This window comes from Sphingorhabdus lacus, from assembly GCF_009768975.1.
GTDB lineage: Bacteria > Pseudomonadota > Alphaproteobacteria > Sphingomonadales > Sphingomonadaceae > Sphingorhabdus_B > Sphingorhabdus_B lacus.
This window is the reverse complement of the sequence record NZ_CP035733.1, coordinates 1,555,217-1,573,262: the sequence shown is the minus strand read 5'-3', so window position 1 is coordinate 1,573,262 and position 18,046 is coordinate 1,555,217. Positions and strand designations below refer to the sequence as shown.

At 54.5% G+C, this 18,046-nt stretch carries 18 protein-coding genes and 1 tRNA gene; 6 read left to right on the top strand and 13 right to left on the bottom strand.

Annotation, left to right across the window (positions count from 1 at the left end):
- Window positions 1-3 precede the first annotated feature (3 nt).
- The 3 genes from EUU25_RS07360 (at window position 4) to fdxA (ending at window position 3,496) form a co-directional block, all read left to right on the top strand.
- Window positions 4-2,781, top strand: coding sequence for a helicase-related protein (locus EUU25_RS07360; protein WP_246162955.1), 2,778 nt, complete (start codon window positions 4-6; stop codon window positions 2,779-2,781).
- A gap of 6 nt (window positions 2,782-2,787) precedes the next feature.
- Entirely contained in the window at window positions 2,788-3,051 is a 264-nt protein-coding gene (locus EUU25_RS07355; protein WP_158899691.1) for a S4 domain-containing protein, read from the top strand.
- 106 nt (window positions 3,052-3,157) lie between these two features.
- A complete protein-coding gene (gene fdxA, locus EUU25_RS07350; protein ID WP_143775031.1) occupies window positions 3,158-3,496 on the top strand; it encodes a ferredoxin FdxA in 339 nt (112 codons plus the stop codon).
- 47 nt (window positions 3,497-3,543) lie between these two features.
- Here fdxA and EUU25_RS07345 read toward each other — a convergent pair whose 3' ends face one another.
- The 6 genes from EUU25_RS07345 to EUU25_RS07320 are packed head-to-tail and all read right to left on the bottom strand — an operon-like array spanning window position 3,544 to window position 7,711.
- Window positions 3,544-4,842: an NADH:flavin oxidoreductase/NADH oxidase family protein gene (locus tag EUU25_RS07345; RefSeq protein ID WP_158899689.1), complete on the bottom strand. Its 1,299-nt coding sequence runs from the start codon at window positions 4,840-4,842 to the stop codon at window positions 3,544-3,546.
- On the bottom strand, window positions 4,839-5,126 hold the full coding sequence (locus EUU25_RS07340; protein ID WP_158899687.1) for a hypothetical protein: 288 nt from the start codon (window positions 5,124-5,126) through the stop codon (window positions 4,839-4,841). The genes EUU25_RS07345 and EUU25_RS07340 overlap by 4 nt, the downstream gene beginning before the upstream one ends.
- Window positions 5,127-5,139: 13 nt before the next feature.
- Window positions 5,140-5,805 (bottom strand): lipoyl(octanoyl) transferase LipB, encoded by a 666-nt coding sequence (gene lipB / locus EUU25_RS07335; protein ID WP_158899685.1) that lies wholly within the window; start codon window positions 5,803-5,805, stop codon window positions 5,140-5,142.
- Entirely contained in the window at window positions 5,802-6,389 is a 588-nt protein-coding gene (locus tag EUU25_RS07330) for a GNAT family N-acetyltransferase (RefSeq protein ID WP_158899683.1), read from the bottom strand. Before EUU25_RS07330 ends, lipB begins: the two co-directional genes overlap by 4 nt.
- A gap of 6 nt (window positions 6,390-6,395) precedes the next feature.
- Window positions 6,396-7,253 carry an oxygen-dependent coproporphyrinogen oxidase gene (gene hemF / locus EUU25_RS07325; protein ID WP_158899681.1) on the bottom strand — a complete coding sequence of 286 codons (858 nt, stop codon included), beginning with the start codon at window positions 7,251-7,253 and terminating at the stop codon, window positions 6,396-6,398.
- On the bottom strand, window positions 7,250-7,711 hold the full coding sequence (locus EUU25_RS07320) for a tRNA (cytidine(34)-2'-O)-methyltransferase (RefSeq protein ID WP_158899679.1): 462 nt from the start codon (window positions 7,709-7,711) through the stop codon (window positions 7,250-7,252). The genes hemF and EUU25_RS07320 overlap by 4 nt, the downstream gene beginning before the upstream one ends.
- A 55-nt stretch (window positions 7,712-7,766) precedes the next feature.
- On the opposite strand from EUU25_RS07320, the gene EUU25_RS07315 reads away from it, so the two are divergent.
- Window positions 7,767-8,771 (top strand): glycosyltransferase, encoded by a 1,005-nt coding sequence (locus EUU25_RS07315; RefSeq protein ID WP_158899677.1) that lies wholly within the window; start codon window positions 7,767-7,769, stop codon window positions 8,769-8,771.
- Between the two features lie 337 nt (window positions 8,772-9,108).
- Window positions 9,109-10,095 carry a cell wall hydrolase gene (locus tag EUU25_RS07310; protein WP_158899675.1) on the top strand — a complete coding sequence of 329 codons (987 nt, stop codon included), beginning with the start codon at window positions 9,109-9,111 and terminating at the stop codon, window positions 10,093-10,095.
- A gap of 238 nt (window positions 10,096-10,333) precedes the next feature.
- On the opposite strand, the gene EUU25_RS07305 is transcribed toward EUU25_RS07310, so the two are convergent.
- The 7 genes from EUU25_RS07305 to petA all read right to left on the bottom strand — a co-directional run bounded on the left by EUU25_RS07305 (window position 10,334) and on the right by petA (window position 16,271).
- The gene (locus tag EUU25_RS07305) at window positions 10,334-11,701 is read right to left on the bottom strand and encodes a sensor histidine kinase (protein WP_222848834.1); all 1,368 of its coding nucleotides are present in this window, start codon (window positions 11,699-11,701) and stop codon (window positions 10,334-10,336) included.
- A gap of 56 nt (window positions 11,702-11,757) precedes the next feature.
- Window positions 11,758-12,477: a response regulator gene (locus tag EUU25_RS07300; RefSeq protein WP_158899671.1), complete on the bottom strand. Its 720-nt coding sequence runs from the start codon at window positions 12,475-12,477 to the stop codon at window positions 11,758-11,760.
- A 133-nt stretch (window positions 12,478-12,610) separates the two neighbouring features.
- A complete protein-coding gene (locus EUU25_RS07295; RefSeq protein WP_158899670.1) occupies window positions 12,611-13,198 on the bottom strand; it encodes an EF-hand domain-containing protein in 588 nt (195 codons plus the stop codon).
- Between the two features lie 168 nt (window positions 13,199-13,366).
- Window positions 13,367-13,440, bottom strand: a tRNA-Gly gene (locus EUU25_RS07290).
- 122 nt (window positions 13,441-13,562) lie between these two features.
- Window positions 13,563-14,408: a cytochrome c1 gene (locus EUU25_RS07285; protein WP_158899668.1), complete on the bottom strand. Its 846-nt coding sequence runs from the start codon at window positions 14,406-14,408 to the stop codon at window positions 13,563-13,565.
- A 19-nt stretch (window positions 14,409-14,427) separates the two neighbouring features.
- Window positions 14,428-15,723, bottom strand: coding sequence for a cytochrome b (locus EUU25_RS07280; protein WP_158899666.1), 1,296 nt, complete (start codon window positions 15,721-15,723; stop codon window positions 14,428-14,430).
- A 14-nt stretch (window positions 15,724-15,737) separates the two neighbouring features.
- Complete coding sequence (gene petA, locus EUU25_RS07275) at window positions 15,738-16,271, bottom strand: ubiquinol-cytochrome c reductase iron-sulfur subunit (RefSeq protein WP_246162986.1); 534 nt, start codon at window positions 16,269-16,271, stop codon at window positions 15,738-15,740.
- A gap of 388 nt (window positions 16,272-16,659) precedes the next feature.
- On the opposite strand from petA, the gene EUU25_RS07270 reads away from it, so the two are divergent.
- Window positions 16,660-18,033, top strand: a complete 1,374-nt coding sequence (locus tag EUU25_RS07270; protein ID WP_158899662.1) for a class II 3-deoxy-7-phosphoheptulonate synthase — start codon at window positions 16,660-16,662, stop codon at window positions 18,031-18,033.
- Window positions 18,034-18,046 lie beyond the last annotated feature (13 nt).

The window sequence follows — 18,046 nt, the reverse complement described above, 5'->3', positions numbered from 1 at the left end:
AATTTGCCACACGAAAAAATTTCCCTGACGGCCATTCTTGGTCCTACCAACACCGGCAAAACCCACCTCGCCGTTGAGCGAATGTGTGCCCATTCGAGTGGTATGATCGGCTTTCCACTGCGCTTGTTGGCACGGGAAATTTATGATCGTGTTGTAGCGATCAAAGGCGTTGATCGGGTCGCGTTGATAACAGGCGAGGAGCGAATCGAGCCGCCACAGGCGCGCTGGTATTGCTGCACAGTCGAATCCATGCCGATCCAAAAGGATTTCGCCTTTGTCGCCGTTGACGAGGCGCAACTGGGTGCGGATCCCGAGCGGGGCCATATATTTACTGATCGAATACTGAATGCCCGCGGGCGTGAGGAAACGATGATTCTGGGATCGGAAAGTCTGCGCCCGCTTATCCGAATGCTTCTGCCGGAAGCTGAAATTATTTCGCGCCCTCGTTTCTCGACTTTAAGCTATGCTGGAGCGAAGAAGCTTTCCAGATTACCGAAACGCTCGGCAATCGTCGCATTCTCCATTGAGCAGGTATACGCCGTGGCGGAAACGCTCCGTCGTATGCGTGGTGGTGCAGCAGTGGTAATGGGAGCACTCAGCCCGCGCACTCGCAACGCACAGGTCGCTATGTTCCAGTCGGGCGAGGTAGACTATCTGGTCGCCACCGATGCTATTGGTATGGGTCTTAACCTGGATGTGTCCCACGTCGCATTTGCGAGTTTGTCGAAGTTCGACGGAGCACGCCGGAGGCGGCTGACCGTTGCCGAAATGGCGCAAATTGCAGGTCGGGCCGGCCGCCATCAAAGGGACGGAAGCTTCGGTACATTAGCCGGCGAAGGAAGCGAGTTTTCGCCCGAAGAGGTGTTGGCGGTTGAAAACCACAAATTTCCGCGCCTTGATTGGTTGTACTGGCGTGAGGCCGCGCCAAGATTGGATTCGGTTGCAGCGCTGATTGCCGATCTGGAGTCAAAACCCGATCGTCCGGGGTTAAAGCCGGCGCCCAAAGCTATTGATCTCGCAGTCTTAAAGCGGCTCGTGGAAATACCCGAAGTTATCATGCTCATCCGTCATCCCTTGGATGTGGGCCGACTATGGGAAGTTGCAAGCCTTCCTGATTTTCGCCAGATGGGCGAGGAGCATCACAGCCGCTTCGTCGCCTCCCTGTGGCAACATCTGGGGCAAGGTGAACGCGTGATACCGCAATCTCTATATGCGAACGAGTTGGCGAGGCTCGATAACATTCAGGGTGATGTCGATACCCTGTCGGCCCGGATCGCTGCTGTTCGCACATGGACATATATTGCTCACCGCGTTGACTGGCTTGCCAATCCAGCGGCCATGGCAGAACGGGCACGTGCTTTGGAAGCCAAGCTTTCTGACGCTTTGCACGATGCGTTGCGGCAACGTTTTGTCGACAAACGGACCGCCATGCTCTTGCGGAAAGCAGGTGGGGATACAGCGCTTTTCCCTGTCGAGATAGATGAAGCTAGTCGCGTTCTGGTCGACGGGGAAGATATTGGAACTTTACATGGCTTTTCGTTTCGGGTTGACCCAGGAGCGAAAGCAGGTGACCGGAAGCTGCTATTAGCTGCAGCAGAACGGCATTTGGCAGGAATATTAAGGCAAAAGGCGAGGGATGTAGCAATGGCTGAGGATAGTGACTTTGCACTTGCAGGCGACAGTGATGGTAAGCCGGCGATCTTGTGGAAAGGTGAGCTTCTTGGTTTCTTGACTAAGGGGCGCAGTCTGATGCAGCCTAACTTCACACCGGTCAAAGCAGTTGCCGGCTTGGAAGGCGATGCTTTGCGCGAAATAACTGTACGTGCTGAACAGTGGATTGAAACGCAGCTGGCAAAAGCCATGGGTGGGATTGTAGGCTTACAGGAACTTGCACAACAGGTAGATATTGACGGCAATGTCCGTGCGCTTGCTGTGCAGTTGGCCGACGCAGGTGGGATTGCTGGTCGCCATTATCTGGCTGAAGCTATTGCCGCCCTTCCAAAAGAAGCGCGCGGTGCGGCACGCAAAGGCGGTATCGTCTTTGGTGCGCTCGATATCTATCATCACGCCGCTTTAAAGCCTGCAGCAGCGAAATGGCGCGCCGCGCTATTCGCGGCACGAGATGGTCGTTCGATGCCGCCATTGCCTCCGGAGAGTGCCGTTCACTTGAAGGAATGGAAGTTTGCGCACCCGGGTGAAGCGCGAAATGCCGGCTACCGGCGGGTTGGAAATGAATATGTCCGTATCGATTTGGCCGAACGCGTCATCAAGAAGGCGCACGAGGCAAGAGGACAGTCGAACAATTTCAGCATGGATATGGCCTTCGCGACGTCCCTGGGGCTCAGCGATGCCGGTTTAAAAGCGTTGATGCGGGATGCTGGATTCCGCCATTTAGAGGCACCCGCCGAAAAGGCCGGGGCGCCAGAGGAGGCGGGTGCAGTTGTCGCAGAAACCGTTGTTTCTGAACCAGAGAAACAGGAAGCTGCTATTCCGGATCAAGCGGGAGGCGAAGCGAGTGCGCTTGAAAATGACCCGGTTGTCGAAATGCTGTCAACGGCGCCGGTGCCATCAATAAATCTTACCCATTGGCGTTGGGTCGGGTTGCCGAAGCCAAGGCCACAAGAACAGCGGTCGCATCGGACTAGACCCGTGCGACCCAAGTCAAAAGACACAGCCAAGGCGAAAGGCATGCCGGATCGCGCGCCGGCAAAGCCAAGGGAAGCTGCGCCACCTTCGGCGCTCGCGTTGCAACTGGCGGCATTAAAAGGTCTAAAGCTTTAAACAGCCATGCCGGAAACTGCGCTACGGATCGACAAGCTGCTGTTCCTTCTGCGTATAGCCAAAAGCCGGAACTTGGCGCTGAGCTGGGCTGAAAGTGGATTTATCCGCGTCAATGGACGAAGGATTGAAAAGGGTAGCGCCACAGTTGGTATAGGAGACGTGGTAACAATGCCCCGGGGCGAAGCAGTGCTCACATTCAAGTTGATCATAATGCCTATAAGGCGCGGTCCAGCGCCGGAGGCAAAGGCGTGCTATCAGATTCTGAGCTAAAAATTTATTGTGCGCTATACATCGGCGTTGACTTGACCGAGTGACTGACAATAGGCAAGAAAAGTGAAGCGGCTAATTCGCCGCCGCCTTTGGGAGAATTCCGCCGATGACTTATGTTGTTACCGATGCCTGCATACGCTGCAAATATATGGATTGCGTTGAAGTTTGTCCGGTGGATTGTTTTTATGAAGGCGAGAATATGCTCGTCATCAATCCCAATGAGTGCATCGATTGCGGTGTTTGTGAACCCGAATGTCCTGCAGAAGCTATTTTGCCTGACACCGAAAGCGGTCTTGAGCAGTGGCTTGAACTGAACGCTACCTATAGCGCTGAATGGCCGAATATCACGAGCAGTCGCGAACCGCCTGCCGATGCCGATGAGCATAAAGGCGAAGAAGGCAAATTCGACAAATATTTCTCTGCAGAGCCCGGCGAAGGGGATTGACCGTTAGAAGGTCTCGCTCCGAACAGGGTTTGGAGTGGGGCCGTCGTTTAACGGCGGGCTAAAGCGGCGCGTCGATTCCGCAGCCAGTTTTTCTGGTATGTTTCGACTTCGCGCAGAGCGGCAAATACGGTCATATTGAGATCTGTCCGACCCGTTCTGCCTAGTGCGTATATCTGACTGTAATACCAGAATTGTACGGCGAAGCTGTCAATAGCCCGTATCATTTTGATTTTGCGTAGCCCTGCGAGCCATTCTGGTAAAAGCGCCAATTGGGTTTCTGTTTTCGGTAAAATAGCCATGCCACCCAACAGACGTTTTGGTCCGTCGGGCATGACGCAGAGCGGACGCCCCAGGCCAATGACATCCGCAGCACCCGATTTCAGCGCTTGCTCCATAGCTGAAGCACTACGGAAGCCGCCCGTCACCATGAGCGGTATGGAAAGCTCGTCCTTCATTGCTTTGGCAAAATCCACGAAATAGGCTTCCCGGGCTATTGTCGATTCCGCAACAGCCTGCGGATCGGCCTCTTCCATTCCTTCAATACCTAATAGTTTAGGCTGCTCGTAGGTCCCGCCTGAAATCTCGATAAGGTCAACGCCCGCCTCTTGAAGCCAACGCGCCACAATCAAGCTGTCTTCAAATGCGAATCCCCCCCGCTGGAAATCAGCGCTGTTCAGTTTGACTGAAATGGGGAATTCAGGCCCGACTAATTGCCGGACTGTGTTGATTGTAAAAAGTAAAAAACGTGCGCGGTTTTCCAGACTCCCGCCCCACCGGTCATCGCGCAAATTGCTCAAGGGGCTCAAAAACTGGGAGATAAGGTAGCCATGGGCGGCATGTATTTGAACGCCGGTGAAACCTGTCTCCTTGCAGATTTGTGCTGCCTGACCGAAGCGACTGATCAATTGCAGGATTTCTGTTTCGGTTAATGCAACGGGCATCCCAAATTGACCGCCCGGCAAACTCAATTTTACCGCCGATGGTGCTTTCGGACGCGGGTTGACCGTTTTCATGGTCTGGCGCCCGGCGTGGCTAATCTGCGCCCAGAAATGATTCCCGCCACGGGTGGCCGCCTTTGTCCAGCGGATGAGGGATTCCCGCATCTCCGGTGTCGGCATTTGGTCGATTATGACGTTACCAGGCCGTTCCAGATGTTCGGCATCAATATGGATATTTCCTGAAAGATCGAGCGCTGCACCTCCGTCCGACCAAATTCCGTAAAGTTTCTCCAATTCCGCCGTCGGTTGTCCGTTTATATCGGCCAGACCTTCGGTCATGGCTGCTTTGGCAATCCGGTTCGACAGGTGGACGCCGCATGGCAACGTCAGGGACTCGGCAAGTTTCATTCGGCAGCTGCTTTGTCTTCTGTGATGGCCGCCGCAGGCCCCGTCATTTTTTCGGTGGATTTGTCGTCGGTCTTTGCTGTCGGCTTTGCTTCGATAGGCGGAGCTGCTTCGATAGGTCCTTCGTCTGTCGATGTGTCGGTGTTGACCATATCGTCGCTAATTGTGCCTTCAAGGCTATCGAGATCGTCCATTCTCGTTTCCGTTAACTGGCTGTCTTCCTTGTTGCCGCCACAGCCGGACAATCCCACCAAGATAAACGCTGCGATTAAAGTTCTGGCATGCATTAAAAATCTCCATTCACGGCATCGGGACCCTACAATCCCCATTCGCTTTGGCAAGGTTGTTGAGGAATTGGGGGAATGTGGAAAACAATGCCGCGTCAAAATCTGCTAACGACGCGGAGATGCCCAGATCTGCAAGACTGGTGACCGGATATTCTGCAATACCGCAAGGAACGATGCCTCCAAAATGACTGAGGTCCGGCTGAATATTTACTGCAAATCCATGCATGGTGACCCAGCGACGGATCCGCACTCCGATTGCACCGATTTTTGCTTCGCGTCCGTCGCGTGTATCGCACCAGATCCCGATACGCCCGTCGGCGCGGCGGGCTTCAACGTTAAATTCGGCCAAGGCATCGATGACCCAGCCTTCCAAAGCATGCACGAAACAGCGGACGTCTTTGCACCGTTTCGCCAAATCCAGCATCACATAGCCGACACGTTGTCCAGGACCGTGATAGGTGTAACGGCCGCCACGCCCTGTGTCGTAAACGGGGAATTGTCGGCTCAGCAGTTCCGCCGGGTCCGCACTGGTGCCGCCCGTGTAAAGGGGCGGATGTTCTAGCAACCAGATGAGTTCTGAGGCATCTTCTTCCCGGATCGCACTTTGCAACCTTTCCATGCGCGCCAAAGCGTCCGGGTAAGATGTTAAACCTTCGCTAACTTCCCAACTAACTTTCATGGGATGACCGGAATCTGGGGCGCGGCATCGGATGGTATCAGGCCTATCAGACGGGGGTCGACAAATGTTTCCACCTGCCGCTGATAGGGTGTGAAGCCTGAATTGATATAGAAATTAAGCGCGCCCGGCGCATCAAGGGTGCATGTATGCACCCATATGCGTTCAACGCCGGGTTCGCTCCAGCCGAATTGTAGCGCCATGGCCATCAACCATTTTCCATGACCCTTGCCCGTTAACTCGGGCACAAGCCCAAAAAAGGCAATTTCGCATTGTCCTGATTCACGAAAATCGAGTTCAACAATTCCGAGTTCGACTCCGCGTTGGTCAATTACCGCCCAAATCCGGACTTTTGGATCATGGATGATCCTGCATAATTCGGCATCATCAAGCGTAAGCCGGGAGAACCAAAGCCAGGGTTCTCCTATCCGGCGATACAGTGTGCGATATTTATCCGCAGTCGGATTGGGCCATCTCTCCAGCCGCAAATCCGTTGCAGGAAGCGCACGCAGCGAAGGCTTGTTTCGCATTTCCAGTGACGTCACGATCGCGCCAATTTCACCTTTGGCAATGGGTGTAAACGGCATAGTTTGTTAATCCCAAGCCACCTCGGGTGGCAGGCTCATCAAAATCGCATCCACATTTCCGCCAGTTTTCAAACCAAAGGTCGTGCCGCGGTCATAGACAAGGTTGAATTCGGCATATAGCCCACGCCAACGACGCTGCGCCTGCTTCTGCTCTGGCGTATATTCCATGTTCATCCGGCGGCGAACCAGTTTGGGGAAAATATCAAGAAATGCCTCGCCTACATCACGGGTTAGGCCGAAATTCTGTTCAAAAAGTGCATCGCTGCTGTTTTCCAGATGATCGTAGAAAATTCCGCCGACGCCGCGGTGAAGGCCGCGATGCGGGATCCAGAAATATTCTTCAGCCCATGCACGGTATTTTTCGTACACCTCGGGGCCATATGGCGCACACGCGGCCCGAAGTCGGGCATGAAAATCGGCCGTATCGTCTTCATAGGGAATAGGGGGATTGAGGTCGGCCCCGCCCCCAAACCAGCTTTTGGTCGTCACGAGATAACGGGTGTTCATATGCACTGCAGGGACATGCGGGTTGGACATGTGCGCGACCAGGCTGATTCCCGTTGCAAAGAAATTGGGGTCTTCTGCTGCGCCATGAATGGTCTTGGCAAATTCGGGATTGAAACTGCCGCCGACCGTCGAAACGTTTACGCCGACTTTTTCGAAAACCTTGCCCTTCATCACGCCGCGGACGCCTCCGCCGCCCGGTGATCCGTCATGATCGGTACGGTCCCACGGTGTATATTCAAACGCGGCATCCGAACCCATTTCACGCTCAATTTCTTCGAAGGATGCACATATCCTGTCTCTCAGCGATTCAAACCAGGTGCGAGCTGCCTGCTGACGTGTATCTAGGGTAAGGGTCACGCATCTTCTCCCGGGAATTGTCTGGTTTGTCGTAATGCTTCGGCTAAAGCGATGCCAGCCGACACCGCAACATTCAAGGACCGAAATTCGGGATGCATTGGAATGTGCACGCGAGCATCCGCGCGTTCATGCACCTCCATAGGGACCCCCGCACTTTCCGAACCCATTAAAATGATGTCATCCGGCTGAAACGCAAATCGGGTCAATGACGTTGATCCTTTTGTCGTCATCAATACAAGCCGCGCGCCGCCGATAGCGGTTTCAAAGGCGTCCCATTCCGCATGCCGTTGTAGCGAAGCTCCGGCGGCATAATCCATACCAGCCCGCTTCAATGCACGTTCCGAAAATGCAAACCCACAAGGCTCGATGATATCGCAGGGGACATTAAAACAGGCGGAGATCCGTAAAATTGTCCCCACATTTCCGGCTATGTCCGGCTGGTAAAGCGCGATGCGCATCAAAATTCCTGTCGCTGGAAACTAATTTGTGACGATTAGCGGTTAGAGGGTCCACATGGCAACAGGGTCCGCAATTTCGGTCATCATGAGCGTGTATAACGGCGCGCCGCATATACACGCCAGTGTACAATCGATTCTTCAGCAGAGCTTTACGAATTTCGAGTTGCTGATCCTTAACGATGGATCGACCGATAGCAGTTCGCACATCCTCAACGGATTGGCAGCCAGTGATCCTCGTATCCGATTGATTGAACGTGAAAATCGTGGCCTTGTGGCGAGTTTGAACGAGTTGATTGCAGCGGCAAAATCGCCGCTGCTGGCACGAATGGACAGTGATGATATCGCAATGCCGGATCGTCTCGGGCTGCAGTTCGATTATTTGGCGGCGAATCCAGGCATTGGAATAATCGGAACCAATACGCACGACCTGGATGAAAACGGCTTCTTGCAAAAAGCAGTGGAAAGATATCCATTAACGCCACAAGACGCCCGCCTCAGCTTGCGCAACGGTCCGCCTGTATGCCATCCTTCGGTCATGATGCGAACGGACATAATCCGTGCGCTTGGCGGCTATCGCGCTGCGTTTCGTCATGCCGAAGACTATGACCTTTGGTTGAGAGCGTCTTTGGTTACGGATATCTGCAATTTGCCTGATCGGTTGCTCCTATATCGGCGCAGCCCGCAGCAAATTAGCCAAAAGCACGCGGCCGAACAGGCAAAGGCGGCTGCTGTTGCGTGGCTTGATCATGTGCGTTGCAGTGAAGGCAAAGCCAGCCTTTTTGATCACATGCCGCATTTGCCCCACTATGATGCTTTGGATGCGTTGTTCGGTAATGAAAACTCTTCGGCTTATGTGCGCCGTAAGGTTGTGGAACGTATGCGCTATTCCAACGAAATGCTGAAAGGTCCCGAATTCAGCATGATGTTGCAGCAGGTGCGGGCCGGTGAAGGCTTCGAGGGTGTGGGCCGCACGATCTTACGACTGGGTCGCAAAGGGCGTATGTTGCGGGCCGTTGTTTTGGCGTCAGCAGCGGCCGGCGTACTGATAAGCGGTTCCTAAATCTCTCGATTTTACAATAATTAACATGTCCGACATTCCGCGTCCCATGCTGGCACAGGCCGAAAATCGGTGGCGCGGCCGTAAAAGCTTTCATGTAATGGGACGGCTTCTGGGGTTTGCCGAATCTCTTAATGCAAAGCGCGACATGATTCATGAGCACATAAACGAAGCGAACTTAGCGTCCGTGGGGACGAAAAGGAAAAGTGCGCCTCGTCGGTTGTTCGGTACGCGCGAAACTCTTTTAGTGCTTATTGCATTTGCCCTATTGGCCTTCGTTCCTTCCGTCGCGCAAATCTCGCCATTCGGTCGTTCGGACACAGAGACTACGCCAAGCAAAATGACTTGGGATGCCGAATTGCCCGGTGAAAATTTCCCTGGTTCGGCATTTTTTTACCTAGATCCCCAAAGCCTAACCGATGTGAAAGCGGCACCTGACGCGGACGCGGTATCCGGCTTAAAGGGTGATCTGTCTGATGGTGCAGGCGTTGCTCCAATGGTACTATCCGGTTCTAGTGCGCAGCCGTTCATTTTGAAGGCAGGGACTTCGGAACATAGCCGGGCGTTAAAATGCTTAACCGATGCGATCTATTATGAAGCCGCGAATGAACCGGAGGCAGGCCAACGCGCCGTGGCGCAAGTGATACTGAACCGCATGCGTCATCCGACTTTTCCGAACAGCGTATGCGGGGTAATCTATCAGGGTTCCGAACGCGCAACCGGGTGTCAGTTCAGTTATAGCTGCGACGGCTCCATGGCGCGTCAACCGGCACGGATATCGTGGTTGCGGGCCCAGAATGTAGCGGCTCAGGCACTTGCTGGATTTGTCTATGGTCCGGTGGGGATGGCAACGCATTATCATGCGACTTATGTCTATCCCTATTGGGCGCCCAGCCTGAATTTTGTCGGCACGATCGGTGCCCATCGCTTCTACAGCTGGAAAGGGAGTGCCGGCCGGCCGTCAGCATTCTTCCGCCGTTATGCAGGCTATGAGCCTTTTCCAGGGCCCAAGCCTCGGGTATTGCAGCCAACTTTGGTCGATGATCTTGACCCCATCAAGCTTCAACAACGTTACGAACGGGAATTCGCGGCCGCACGGGTCAAGGCCGAAGCCGACGCTTTGGCGGCATCTCATAATCCTGCCTATGCGGCCCAGCTTGCCACACGCCAACGCGAAACTACTGTCTATAATACCCCCAGCTATTCCCGCGAAGCTCTTGATCGAGGTGGCGATACGCAGTTTCGTGGTGAGCGATTACCTGCTGCAACGGATGTGCGACCCGAATATCAAAAGAGCGGGACTTGGAAGACGCAACCTGTTGGTTGAGAAGTCAATTTACCAGCTTCAAAAAAACTTTTCTAAATCGGTAAACTAATGCCGCGTCCTGCCGTTTTACATTTTAGACCGGCTGGACGGCCATTTCTTGAGCAGCGTAAGCTGCGATACTGGTCCATCTGAAATGGCTTTCTGCGCGGTCGGCAGAGGTTGGCGGCATAGACCCGCTACGCTCGAAAACATCGGCCTCCGGACGCGATCCCACATCCACGCGACCGGAGGCCGACAGTTACCCCTGAAATGAAAAGGTCGCTCTCAGGCCACCTTCTTCGCGATTTGACAAAGTCAGGTCACCACCATGCGCACGCGCAATGGCGCGCGAGATGGTAAGCCCCAGCCCCGAACCACCGGTTGACCTGCTGCGCGATTTTTCGGCCCGGGTGAAGGGTTCGAACATGCTCTCGATTTGGGTCGGATCGATACCGGGGCCTCTATCATCTATATTGATGGTCACGAGATTGGCGCGGCTATCAATTTGGATCGCAGCGACTCTTCCATATAGTATCGCATTTCCGATCAAGTTCCGAAGTGCACGCCGCAATAAAACGGGCCTGATGCTCGCAATAACGCGAGTATCAGGCATCTCGAACTCGACAGGTTCAAATTCACCTGCGACAGACTCGATCAACGCGCCGATGTCTACGGTTTGGAGCGCTTCGCCTGATTTGCCGAGACGGGCTAAGGTCAAGATATCATCCAAAATCGTGACCATTTCGTCGACGGTCGCGGCCATTTTTTCCCGTTCGTGATCATCTTCGACCGATTCAATGCGAACGCGCAATGCGGCCAAGGGCGTCTTTAGGTCATGCCCGATAGCGCCGAGCATGACGTCTTTTTCTCCCAGCAAAGCCGACACCCGCGCATGCATCGCGTTAAAGGCCTCTATCAGTTGCTTTACATCATCGGGCCCTGCAGGCTGAAGCACATCAACCTCGTCGGTTAAACCAACGCGCTGAACGCGTTGGGTCAGCTTGTTAAGTGGGTCCGCAATTCTGCGCGCGACTAGCGCGAGAGGGATCATGACCGCAATAAACAAGGTAAAGGTTTGCAGCAGCAGGGCAAAGATGGATGCACCTTCATCAGGTCGCACAAGCCCTGCGGCATTGACCCACGTTCCGTCTGGCAGTTGGGCCGATAGTAACACGGCTCGATTGGGAGCGCGCAGATTGGGGTCGCGCATGCGCCCGCCGTTCCATCGGCGCAACTGCGCTTCGCGCAGCGCTGCGGGAAGGAGTTTTACGGATACGGTCGATATGCGTACCGCCGATACATTAATCTCTCCTTGCCGGAAGAATTCCTGGGCTCGTTCGGATATCTCCTCTTGCACGTCGGATCGCTCAATCAAAATCGGGCCGGTGCCGACTGTGATAGCAACGGGGGGAGATCTGCGTCGCCTTTCTCCAGAACGGCTTTCTTGTCGTTTGAACCAGCGGTCTGGTTCGCCGACAGGGGTGCCTTCCGCTTCAAGTCTTTCTATTTGATTGGCGACCCGGCTTACAACCATGGCAGCCGTTTCCGAAACAGCGCGATTTCGCACGCCGAAGACCAACAAGGTGGCATTTATCGATTGCGCTATTAGTAGCGCAGAAGCGGTCACCAACAGGATCTGCCCATAAAGGCTCCGCGGCCAAAAACGAAATCCTCTCAGCATTGTCAGAGGCGCTTCACTTCGGTGGAAAAGCGATATCCGCCCCCCCAGATAGTTTTGATATGTTGGGGATCCTTGGGGTCTGCTTCAATTTTGCGTCGGAGACGGCTCACCTGATTGTCTATCGCCCGATCAAACGGGCCACCCTCCCGGCCGCGTGTAAGATCAAGCAACTGGTCGCGGGATAGAATATGTCCGGCGCGGCTGACGAGAGCTTCGAGCATACGATGTTCGCCAGAAGACAGTGGGATAAGCACACCATCGGGATCATGCAGGCTTTGTTCCGCCGTATTGAGGGTCCAGCCCGCAAAGCTGAAAACTTCACCCATCCGGTCGGGTTTAGGTGCGCCCGACGATATGCGGCGCAATACAACTTTGACACGCGCGACGAGTTCGCGCGGCGAAAATGGCTTTACGACATAATCATCTGCGCCGATTTCCAGGCCAATGATCCGGTCCGTTTCTTCTGACTTGGCGGTCAGTAATATGACCGGTGGCCCATCATTTGCCGAAATATGGCGGCACAGGCTCAACCCGTCTTCGCCGGGCATCATGATATCCAGAAGGACCAAGTCGATATCATAGGACAAAAGCATGGAACGCGCCGTCGACGCATCGGGTGCATCGCTAACGCGAAAGCCTTGCCGCTCCAGATATTTTCCAAGCGGATCGCGGATGGAAGCCTCATCATCGACAAGCAGCAAATGGGGACGGGATTTATTCATGCTGGTTTCAACCGATACGCTTTATCAGGCCTTCTGCAACAAAAAGGCCGGAGAAGAAGGAGGGGAAACTTCTCCGGCCAAGTTTTGACACGATCTCCAAAGGGGAGGGGAAAGATCGCGCCAGCAAAGCTCTTTATTTTGCGCCACTTTCAGGTGGCGGCGGGCGGCGGTCCCAGCGGTCCTTGCGCATTGACTTACGCTCTGCGGCAGTGATGGTCCCGTCATTATCTGTATCGGCCTTGGCAAAGCGCACTTCAGCTGCTTTTCGAAATTCGGCTTGTGTCACGGCCTTGTCGCCATTGCTGTCTGCAAGCGCCAGCATCTTCATGCCGCCGCGTCCATGCCCACCCATATGGCGTTCCGGTCGGTGACCTTTCGCATCGCCATTCGACTGGCCAGCGCGTTGTACATGGCGGTCTCTGCGTTCCGCTATGCGTGCTTCATGGGCAGCCAAAAATTCGGTTTCACTGATAGCGCCATTTTTGTCGCTGTCCATTTCTGCAAAATGCTTTTTAGCCATCGCAGTACGATCCGCGCTGTTTAGCGTACCGTCACCATTTACGTCCATTTTGGCGAAGCGCGCATCTGCCTGCGCAAGCGCTTCCGTTTTGGTCACGATCTTGTCACCGTCAGCATCCGCTTTCATTCCGGGAGCTGCGTAAAGCGCTGCGGTTGTCAGCGAGGCTGCAAGCACAGCTGCTATAATTTTTGTCCTATCCATCTTTTCAATCCTTATCATCAAGTCCGACGAAGTGGCCGGATGACTATGATGTAGGGATAATATGTCGCAGGGGTGTGTCAGCGCAATTGCTGCATTGTCGCAAAGTGTATCAGATGGCCGGAATGTTCATCTTGGCGCAAGTTCGGCTGAGCGCCTTATCTGCAGCTTTGGAGCGGGTAAGGGGAATCGAACCCCTCTAGCTAGCTTGGAAGGCTAGTGCATTACCACTATGCTATACCCGCGGTCACGGCGAACCGTTGAGCGGGCCGCTATTGCCAGCAAGTTGCCCTGTCGTCAACGGGTCGATTGCAAAAGAAAGGGGCCGCAAAGTGCGGCCCCGTCCAAATTAGCGCTGATTAAGCGATCAATGCTTTTTGTCGGCCCAGATGCTCTTGTAAGACATCCATGCAAGCCCAGTGAAGATAATAAGGAAGATCAGGGCTGCCCAACCTGCGCTCTTACGGTTTTCCATCTTCGGCTCAGCCGTCCAGGTCAGGAATGCGGCAACGTCCTTGGCCATCTGAGCCTTGGTTGCCTTCGTACCATCGTCATAGGTGACTTGGTCGTCAGCGGCCAAAGGTGCGGCCATCGCGATGTTGAGGTTCGCGAAATAGGGGTTGTAGTGCAGCCCGTCGGGAGTCTTTGCATCCGGGAACTTCTTCAGCAATTCCGCAGGCTGAGTTTCCTCATAGCCGATCAGCAACGAATACACATAGGCTGGGCCATCCGCACGCGCCTTGGTGATCAGTGAAAGATCAGGCGGAAGCGCATTGTTGTTCGCGGCGCGAGCAGCAACTTCGTTCGGGAAGGGTGAAGGAATACGGTCGGCAGGGATACCAGGCCGTGTAGCAGGCTCACCCGTTTCAGGGTTGATCGAGGGAACCTCGGTCTTCCAACCCTTGGCGATCGCCTTCACCTGTTCTTCATTGTAGCCCAAGGCTGCAAAGTCACGGAAGGATACAAGCTTCAAGCTGTGGCATGCCGAACATACTTCCGAATATACCTTAAGGCCGCGCTGCAGCTGTCCCTTGTTATATTTGCCCAGCGGACCGTCGTGCGGGAATTTTTCCGCAAGCGGCATTTTATGGAATTCATGCTCGGCAGTTGGAACGGCAGGTTCCTTGATTGCACCAATGATGGTGTCCCCAAGGCCGATCAGCAGCATTCCGCTGAAAAACACGCCTACCAAAAAAGCAATTAAACGAACCATGATAGTGGCTTTCCCTGTTTTACGCGGTCGCCGTTTGAAGCGGCTTTCCTGTCACGGCTTCGGTGATCGAATTTGGCAGCGGAAGCGGCCGTTCGATACGCGAAACGATAGGCAGGATGATCAAGAAGTGAGCGAAGTAATAGGCTGCTGCGATCTGGCTCAGTACAACCCACTGGGTGTAAGGAGGTTGCGCACCGCAATAGGTCAGCACGACAAGGCTCGGAATGAGGCCATACCAGAAGAACTTGCGGAACAGCGGACGATAATGGCCCGAACGCACCGGCGATGTATCCAGCCAAGGCAGGAAGAACAGCAACAGGATCGAACCGAACATGGCAAGCACGCCCATCAGCTTCGCTTCAATCAGCACGATGCCGGTGAAGGGAATGCCGAAGTTCACGGTGAACGCCTTCAGGATCGCGTAGAACGGCAAGAAATACCATTCGGGAACGATGTGTGCCGGCGTCGACAGCGGGTTAGCCTGGATATAGTTGTCCGGATGGCCAAGCAGGTTCGGTGCAAAAAATGTGATGGCGACGAAACCGATCAGGAATATGCCCAATCCGAAGCCGTCCTTTGCTGTGTAATAGGGGTGGAAGGGAACAGTGTCCTGTTCGGCCTTTACGCTGACACCCGTAGGGTTCGAAGACCCTGGGATGTGCAGCGCCCAAACGTGCAGGATGATCACACCAGCAATCACGAAGGGCAGGAGGTAGTGCAGCGAGAAGAAGCGGTTCAGCGCGGCCTGGTCAGGCGCAAAGCCGCCAAGCAGCAACTGGCGCAACGGTTCGCCAACCAACGGAATGGCGGAGAAGAAACCCGTAATTACCTGCGCACCCCAGAAGCTCATCTGGCCCCATGGAAGCACGTAGCCCATGAATGCCGTAGCCATCATAAGCAGGAAGATCACTACGCCCAGCAACCAGATCATTTCACGCGGAGCTTTGTACGAACCGTAGAAAAGGCCGCGGAAAATATGGATGTAGACCACGATGAAGAAGAAGCTGGCGCCGTTCATATGCGCGTAGCGGATGAACCAACCGGCATTTACGTCACGCATGATGTGCTCAACCGAGTTGAACGCGCCATCGACGCTAGCATAATAATGCATGGCCAGAACAATACCGGTCACAATCTGGATAACCAGCGCAACACCGGCGAGAACACCGAAGTTCCAGAAATAGTTCAGGTTACGTGGAACCGGATAACCGGCGCCCACTGCATTATACACCAAGCGGGGCAAGGGGAGACGTTCGTCCACCCACTTGGTTACCGCGTTCTGAGGCTTATACTCATTTGCCCAAGGGAAGCTCATCTTGTTTTAGCTCCTCAACCGATTTTTACGACTGTGTCGGAAAGAAATACATATTCTGGAACCGCAAGGTTCAATGGCGCGGGGCCCTTGCGGATGCGTGCGGCAGTATCATAGTGCGAACCGTGGCAGGGGCAGAAATAGCCGCCATATTCACCCTTAACTTCGCCGGATGCGGCACCAAGAGGAACGCAACCGAGATGGGTGCAAACGCCAAGGGTGATCAGCCAGTTTTCTTTGCCTGGCTGGGTGCGCTCTGCGAGTGTTTGGGGATCGCGAAGGGAAGCGGCATCCACCTTGTTGGCGTCTTCAATTTCAACCGGAGTCAGATTGCGGATGAAAACAGGCTGTTTGCGCCAGCTGGTCTTGATGGCCTGACCGGGCTGAATGGCGGCAACATCGACTTCGATCGATGCGAGCGCAAGAACGTCTGCGCTTGCGCTCATTTGCGAAACCAGCGGAATTGCCACTGCGACCGCGCCGACGCCAGCAAAGCTGACCGTTGCGATGTGTATGAAATCGCGCCGACGCACGCCTTCGCCTTCGTCCACAGTTGCTGTGGAGGTCGGCGCTGTTAACTCGGCTGACGCTTCAGCCGCGTTTTTGCGCGGAGCTTTGGATGTGCCTGTTGTCTTTTTGACCGTAGCCATATGCTGCCCTTATTAGCGACGCGGATTTGAAGCCCGCAATACCGTCGAAACCCCATGATACCCTGACACCAAAAGGATTTTCACCTATGCTGACAGGGCGATTCAGCGGGCCTGATAGACGTCTTTTGGCAAATTTGCCAACAGGGAATTTGGCAGATAATATACTAAAACATTGCGACGCAGTTGCAAATTGCGAAAGTGACGGAAAATTGCCGCTTTTGCTTGCTAGTGCACATAAAATGAGCCTAAAGGGCGCCCCTTTGAAATGAACAAAGCTGGAGTAATGGGCATGGCGACAGATTGGACGCCGGACAGTTGGAGAAACGCAAAGGGCATTCACATGCCCGAATATCAGGATGCAGCTGCGCTTGCGGCCACTGAGGAGACCTTGCGTAATTATCCGCCGCTGGTCTTTGCAGGAGAGGCCCGCAACCTGACCGCTGATCTTGCCAAGGTCGTCGAAGGCAAAGCCTTTTTGCTTCAGGGCGGCGACTGCGCCGAAAGCTTTGCCGAGTTCCATCCGAACAATATTCGCGATACCTTCCGCGTCATCCTGCAGATGGCTGTCGTTCTGACCTTTGCGGGCAAGGTTCCCGTGGTCAAACTCGGCCGCATGGCAGGCCAATTTGCCAAGCCACGTTCCACACCTACCGAAAAGATTGGTGATGTCGAATTACCAAGCTATTTCGGGGACATAATCAACGACATTGAATTCAATGCTGAAGGTCGGGCGCCCGATCCGGCGCGTATGGTCCGCGCCTATAGCCAGGCGGCATCGACGCTGAACCTGCTGCGGGCGTTCTCCAACGGGGGCTATGCCAATTTGCAGCAGGTGCATGCATGGACCCATGATTATATGGGACGCTCGCCATGGGCGCAGAAATATAAGGAAACGGCGGACCGTATCGGCGAAGCCTTGGCCTTTATGGAAGCCTGCGGAATCACCCCCGAAACCGTACCCCAGATCAAGGGCACCAGTTTCTACACCAGTCATGAAGCGCTGTTGTTGCCCTATGAGCAAGCCATGACACGTCAGGACAGCTTAACGGGTCGGTGGTACGATACCTCGGCCCATTTCCTGTGGATCGGCGATCGCACCCGCTTTGAAGGTTCGGCCCATGTCGAATATCTGCGCGGCATCGGCAATCCGATCGGGATCAAATGTGGACCAAGTCTGGAACCTGATGCTTTGCTGCGGATGCTCGACACATTGAACCCGTCGCGCGAAGCGGGCCGGATGACGCTGATCTCGCGCTATGGCTATGACAAGGTGGAAAGCGGATTGCCCAAGCTGGTCCGTGCCGTTCAACGCGAAGGCCATCCCGTAATCTGGTCCTGTGACCCGATGCACGGCAATGTGGTCAAGTCCGCTAGCGGGTATAAAACCCGTCCGTTCGAACGGATATTGGCCGAAGTGCGCGGTTTCTTTGCTGTCCATCGGGCAGAGGGCAGTTTTGGCGGCGGTATTCATATCGAAATGACCGGTCAGAATGTAACGGAATGCACGGGCGGTGCAGTCGCGGTTACCGACGAAGGCCTGGCCGACCGGTACCACACCCACTGCGATCCACGGCTTAATGCGGCACAGTCGCTTGAACTGGCGTTTTTGCTCGCCGAAATGTTGAATCAGGAACTGAACGAACGCGCCAAACAAGCCGCATGAGAAGGGACTTTGC

Excerpts from the sequence above, each read along its gene's own strand:
- EUU25_RS07315 (WP_158899677.1), top strand. The coding sequence starts at position 7,767 with ATGGCAACAGGGTCCGCAATTTCGGTCATCATGAGCGTGTATAACGGC.
- EUU25_RS07300 (WP_158899671.1), bottom strand. The coding sequence starts at position 12,477 with ATGAATAAATCCCGTCCCCATTTGCTGCTTGTCGATGATGAGGCTTCC.
- EUU25_RS07330 (WP_158899683.1), bottom strand. The coding sequence starts at position 6,389 with ATGCCGTTTACACCCATTGCCAAAGGTGAAATTGGCGCGATCGTGACG.
- lipB (WP_158899685.1), bottom strand. The coding sequence starts at position 5,805 with ATGAAAGTTAGTTGGGAAGTTAGCGAAGGTTTAACATCTTACCCGGAC.
- EUU25_RS07340 (WP_158899687.1), bottom strand. The coding sequence starts at position 5,126 with ATGCATGCCAGAACTTTAATCGCAGCGTTTATCTTGGTGGGATTGTCC.
- EUU25_RS07345 (WP_158899689.1), bottom strand. The coding sequence starts at position 4,842 with ATGAAACTTGCCGAGTCCCTGACGTTGCCATGCGGCGTCCACCTGTCG.
- EUU25_RS07285 (WP_158899668.1), bottom strand. The coding sequence starts at position 14,408 with ATGGTTCGTTTAATTGCTTTTTTGGTAGGCGTGTTTTTCAGCGGAATG.
- EUU25_RS07320 (WP_158899679.1), bottom strand. The coding sequence starts at position 7,711 with ATGCGCATCGCGCTTTACCAGCCGGACATAGCCGGAAATGTGGGGACA.
- EUU25_RS07280 (WP_158899666.1), bottom strand. The coding sequence starts at position 15,723 with ATGAGCTTCCCTTGGGCAAATGAGTATAAGCCTCAGAACGCGGTAACC.
- EUU25_RS07355 (WP_158899691.1), top strand. The coding sequence starts at position 2,788 with ATGCCGGAAACTGCGCTACGGATCGACAAGCTGCTGTTCCTTCTGCGT.
- EUU25_RS07270 (WP_158899662.1), top strand. The coding sequence starts at position 16,660 with ATGGCGACAGATTGGACGCCGGACAGTTGGAGAAACGCAAAGGGCATT.
- EUU25_RS07295 (WP_158899670.1), bottom strand. The coding sequence starts at position 13,198 with ATGGATAGGACAAAAATTATAGCAGCTGTGCTTGCAGCCTCGCTGACA.
- fdxA (WP_143775031.1), top strand. The coding sequence starts at position 3,158 with ATGACTTATGTTGTTACCGATGCCTGCATACGCTGCAAATATATGGAT.
- EUU25_RS07310 (WP_158899675.1), top strand. The coding sequence starts at position 9,109 with ATGACTTGGGATGCCGAATTGCCCGGTGAAAATTTCCCTGGTTCGGCA.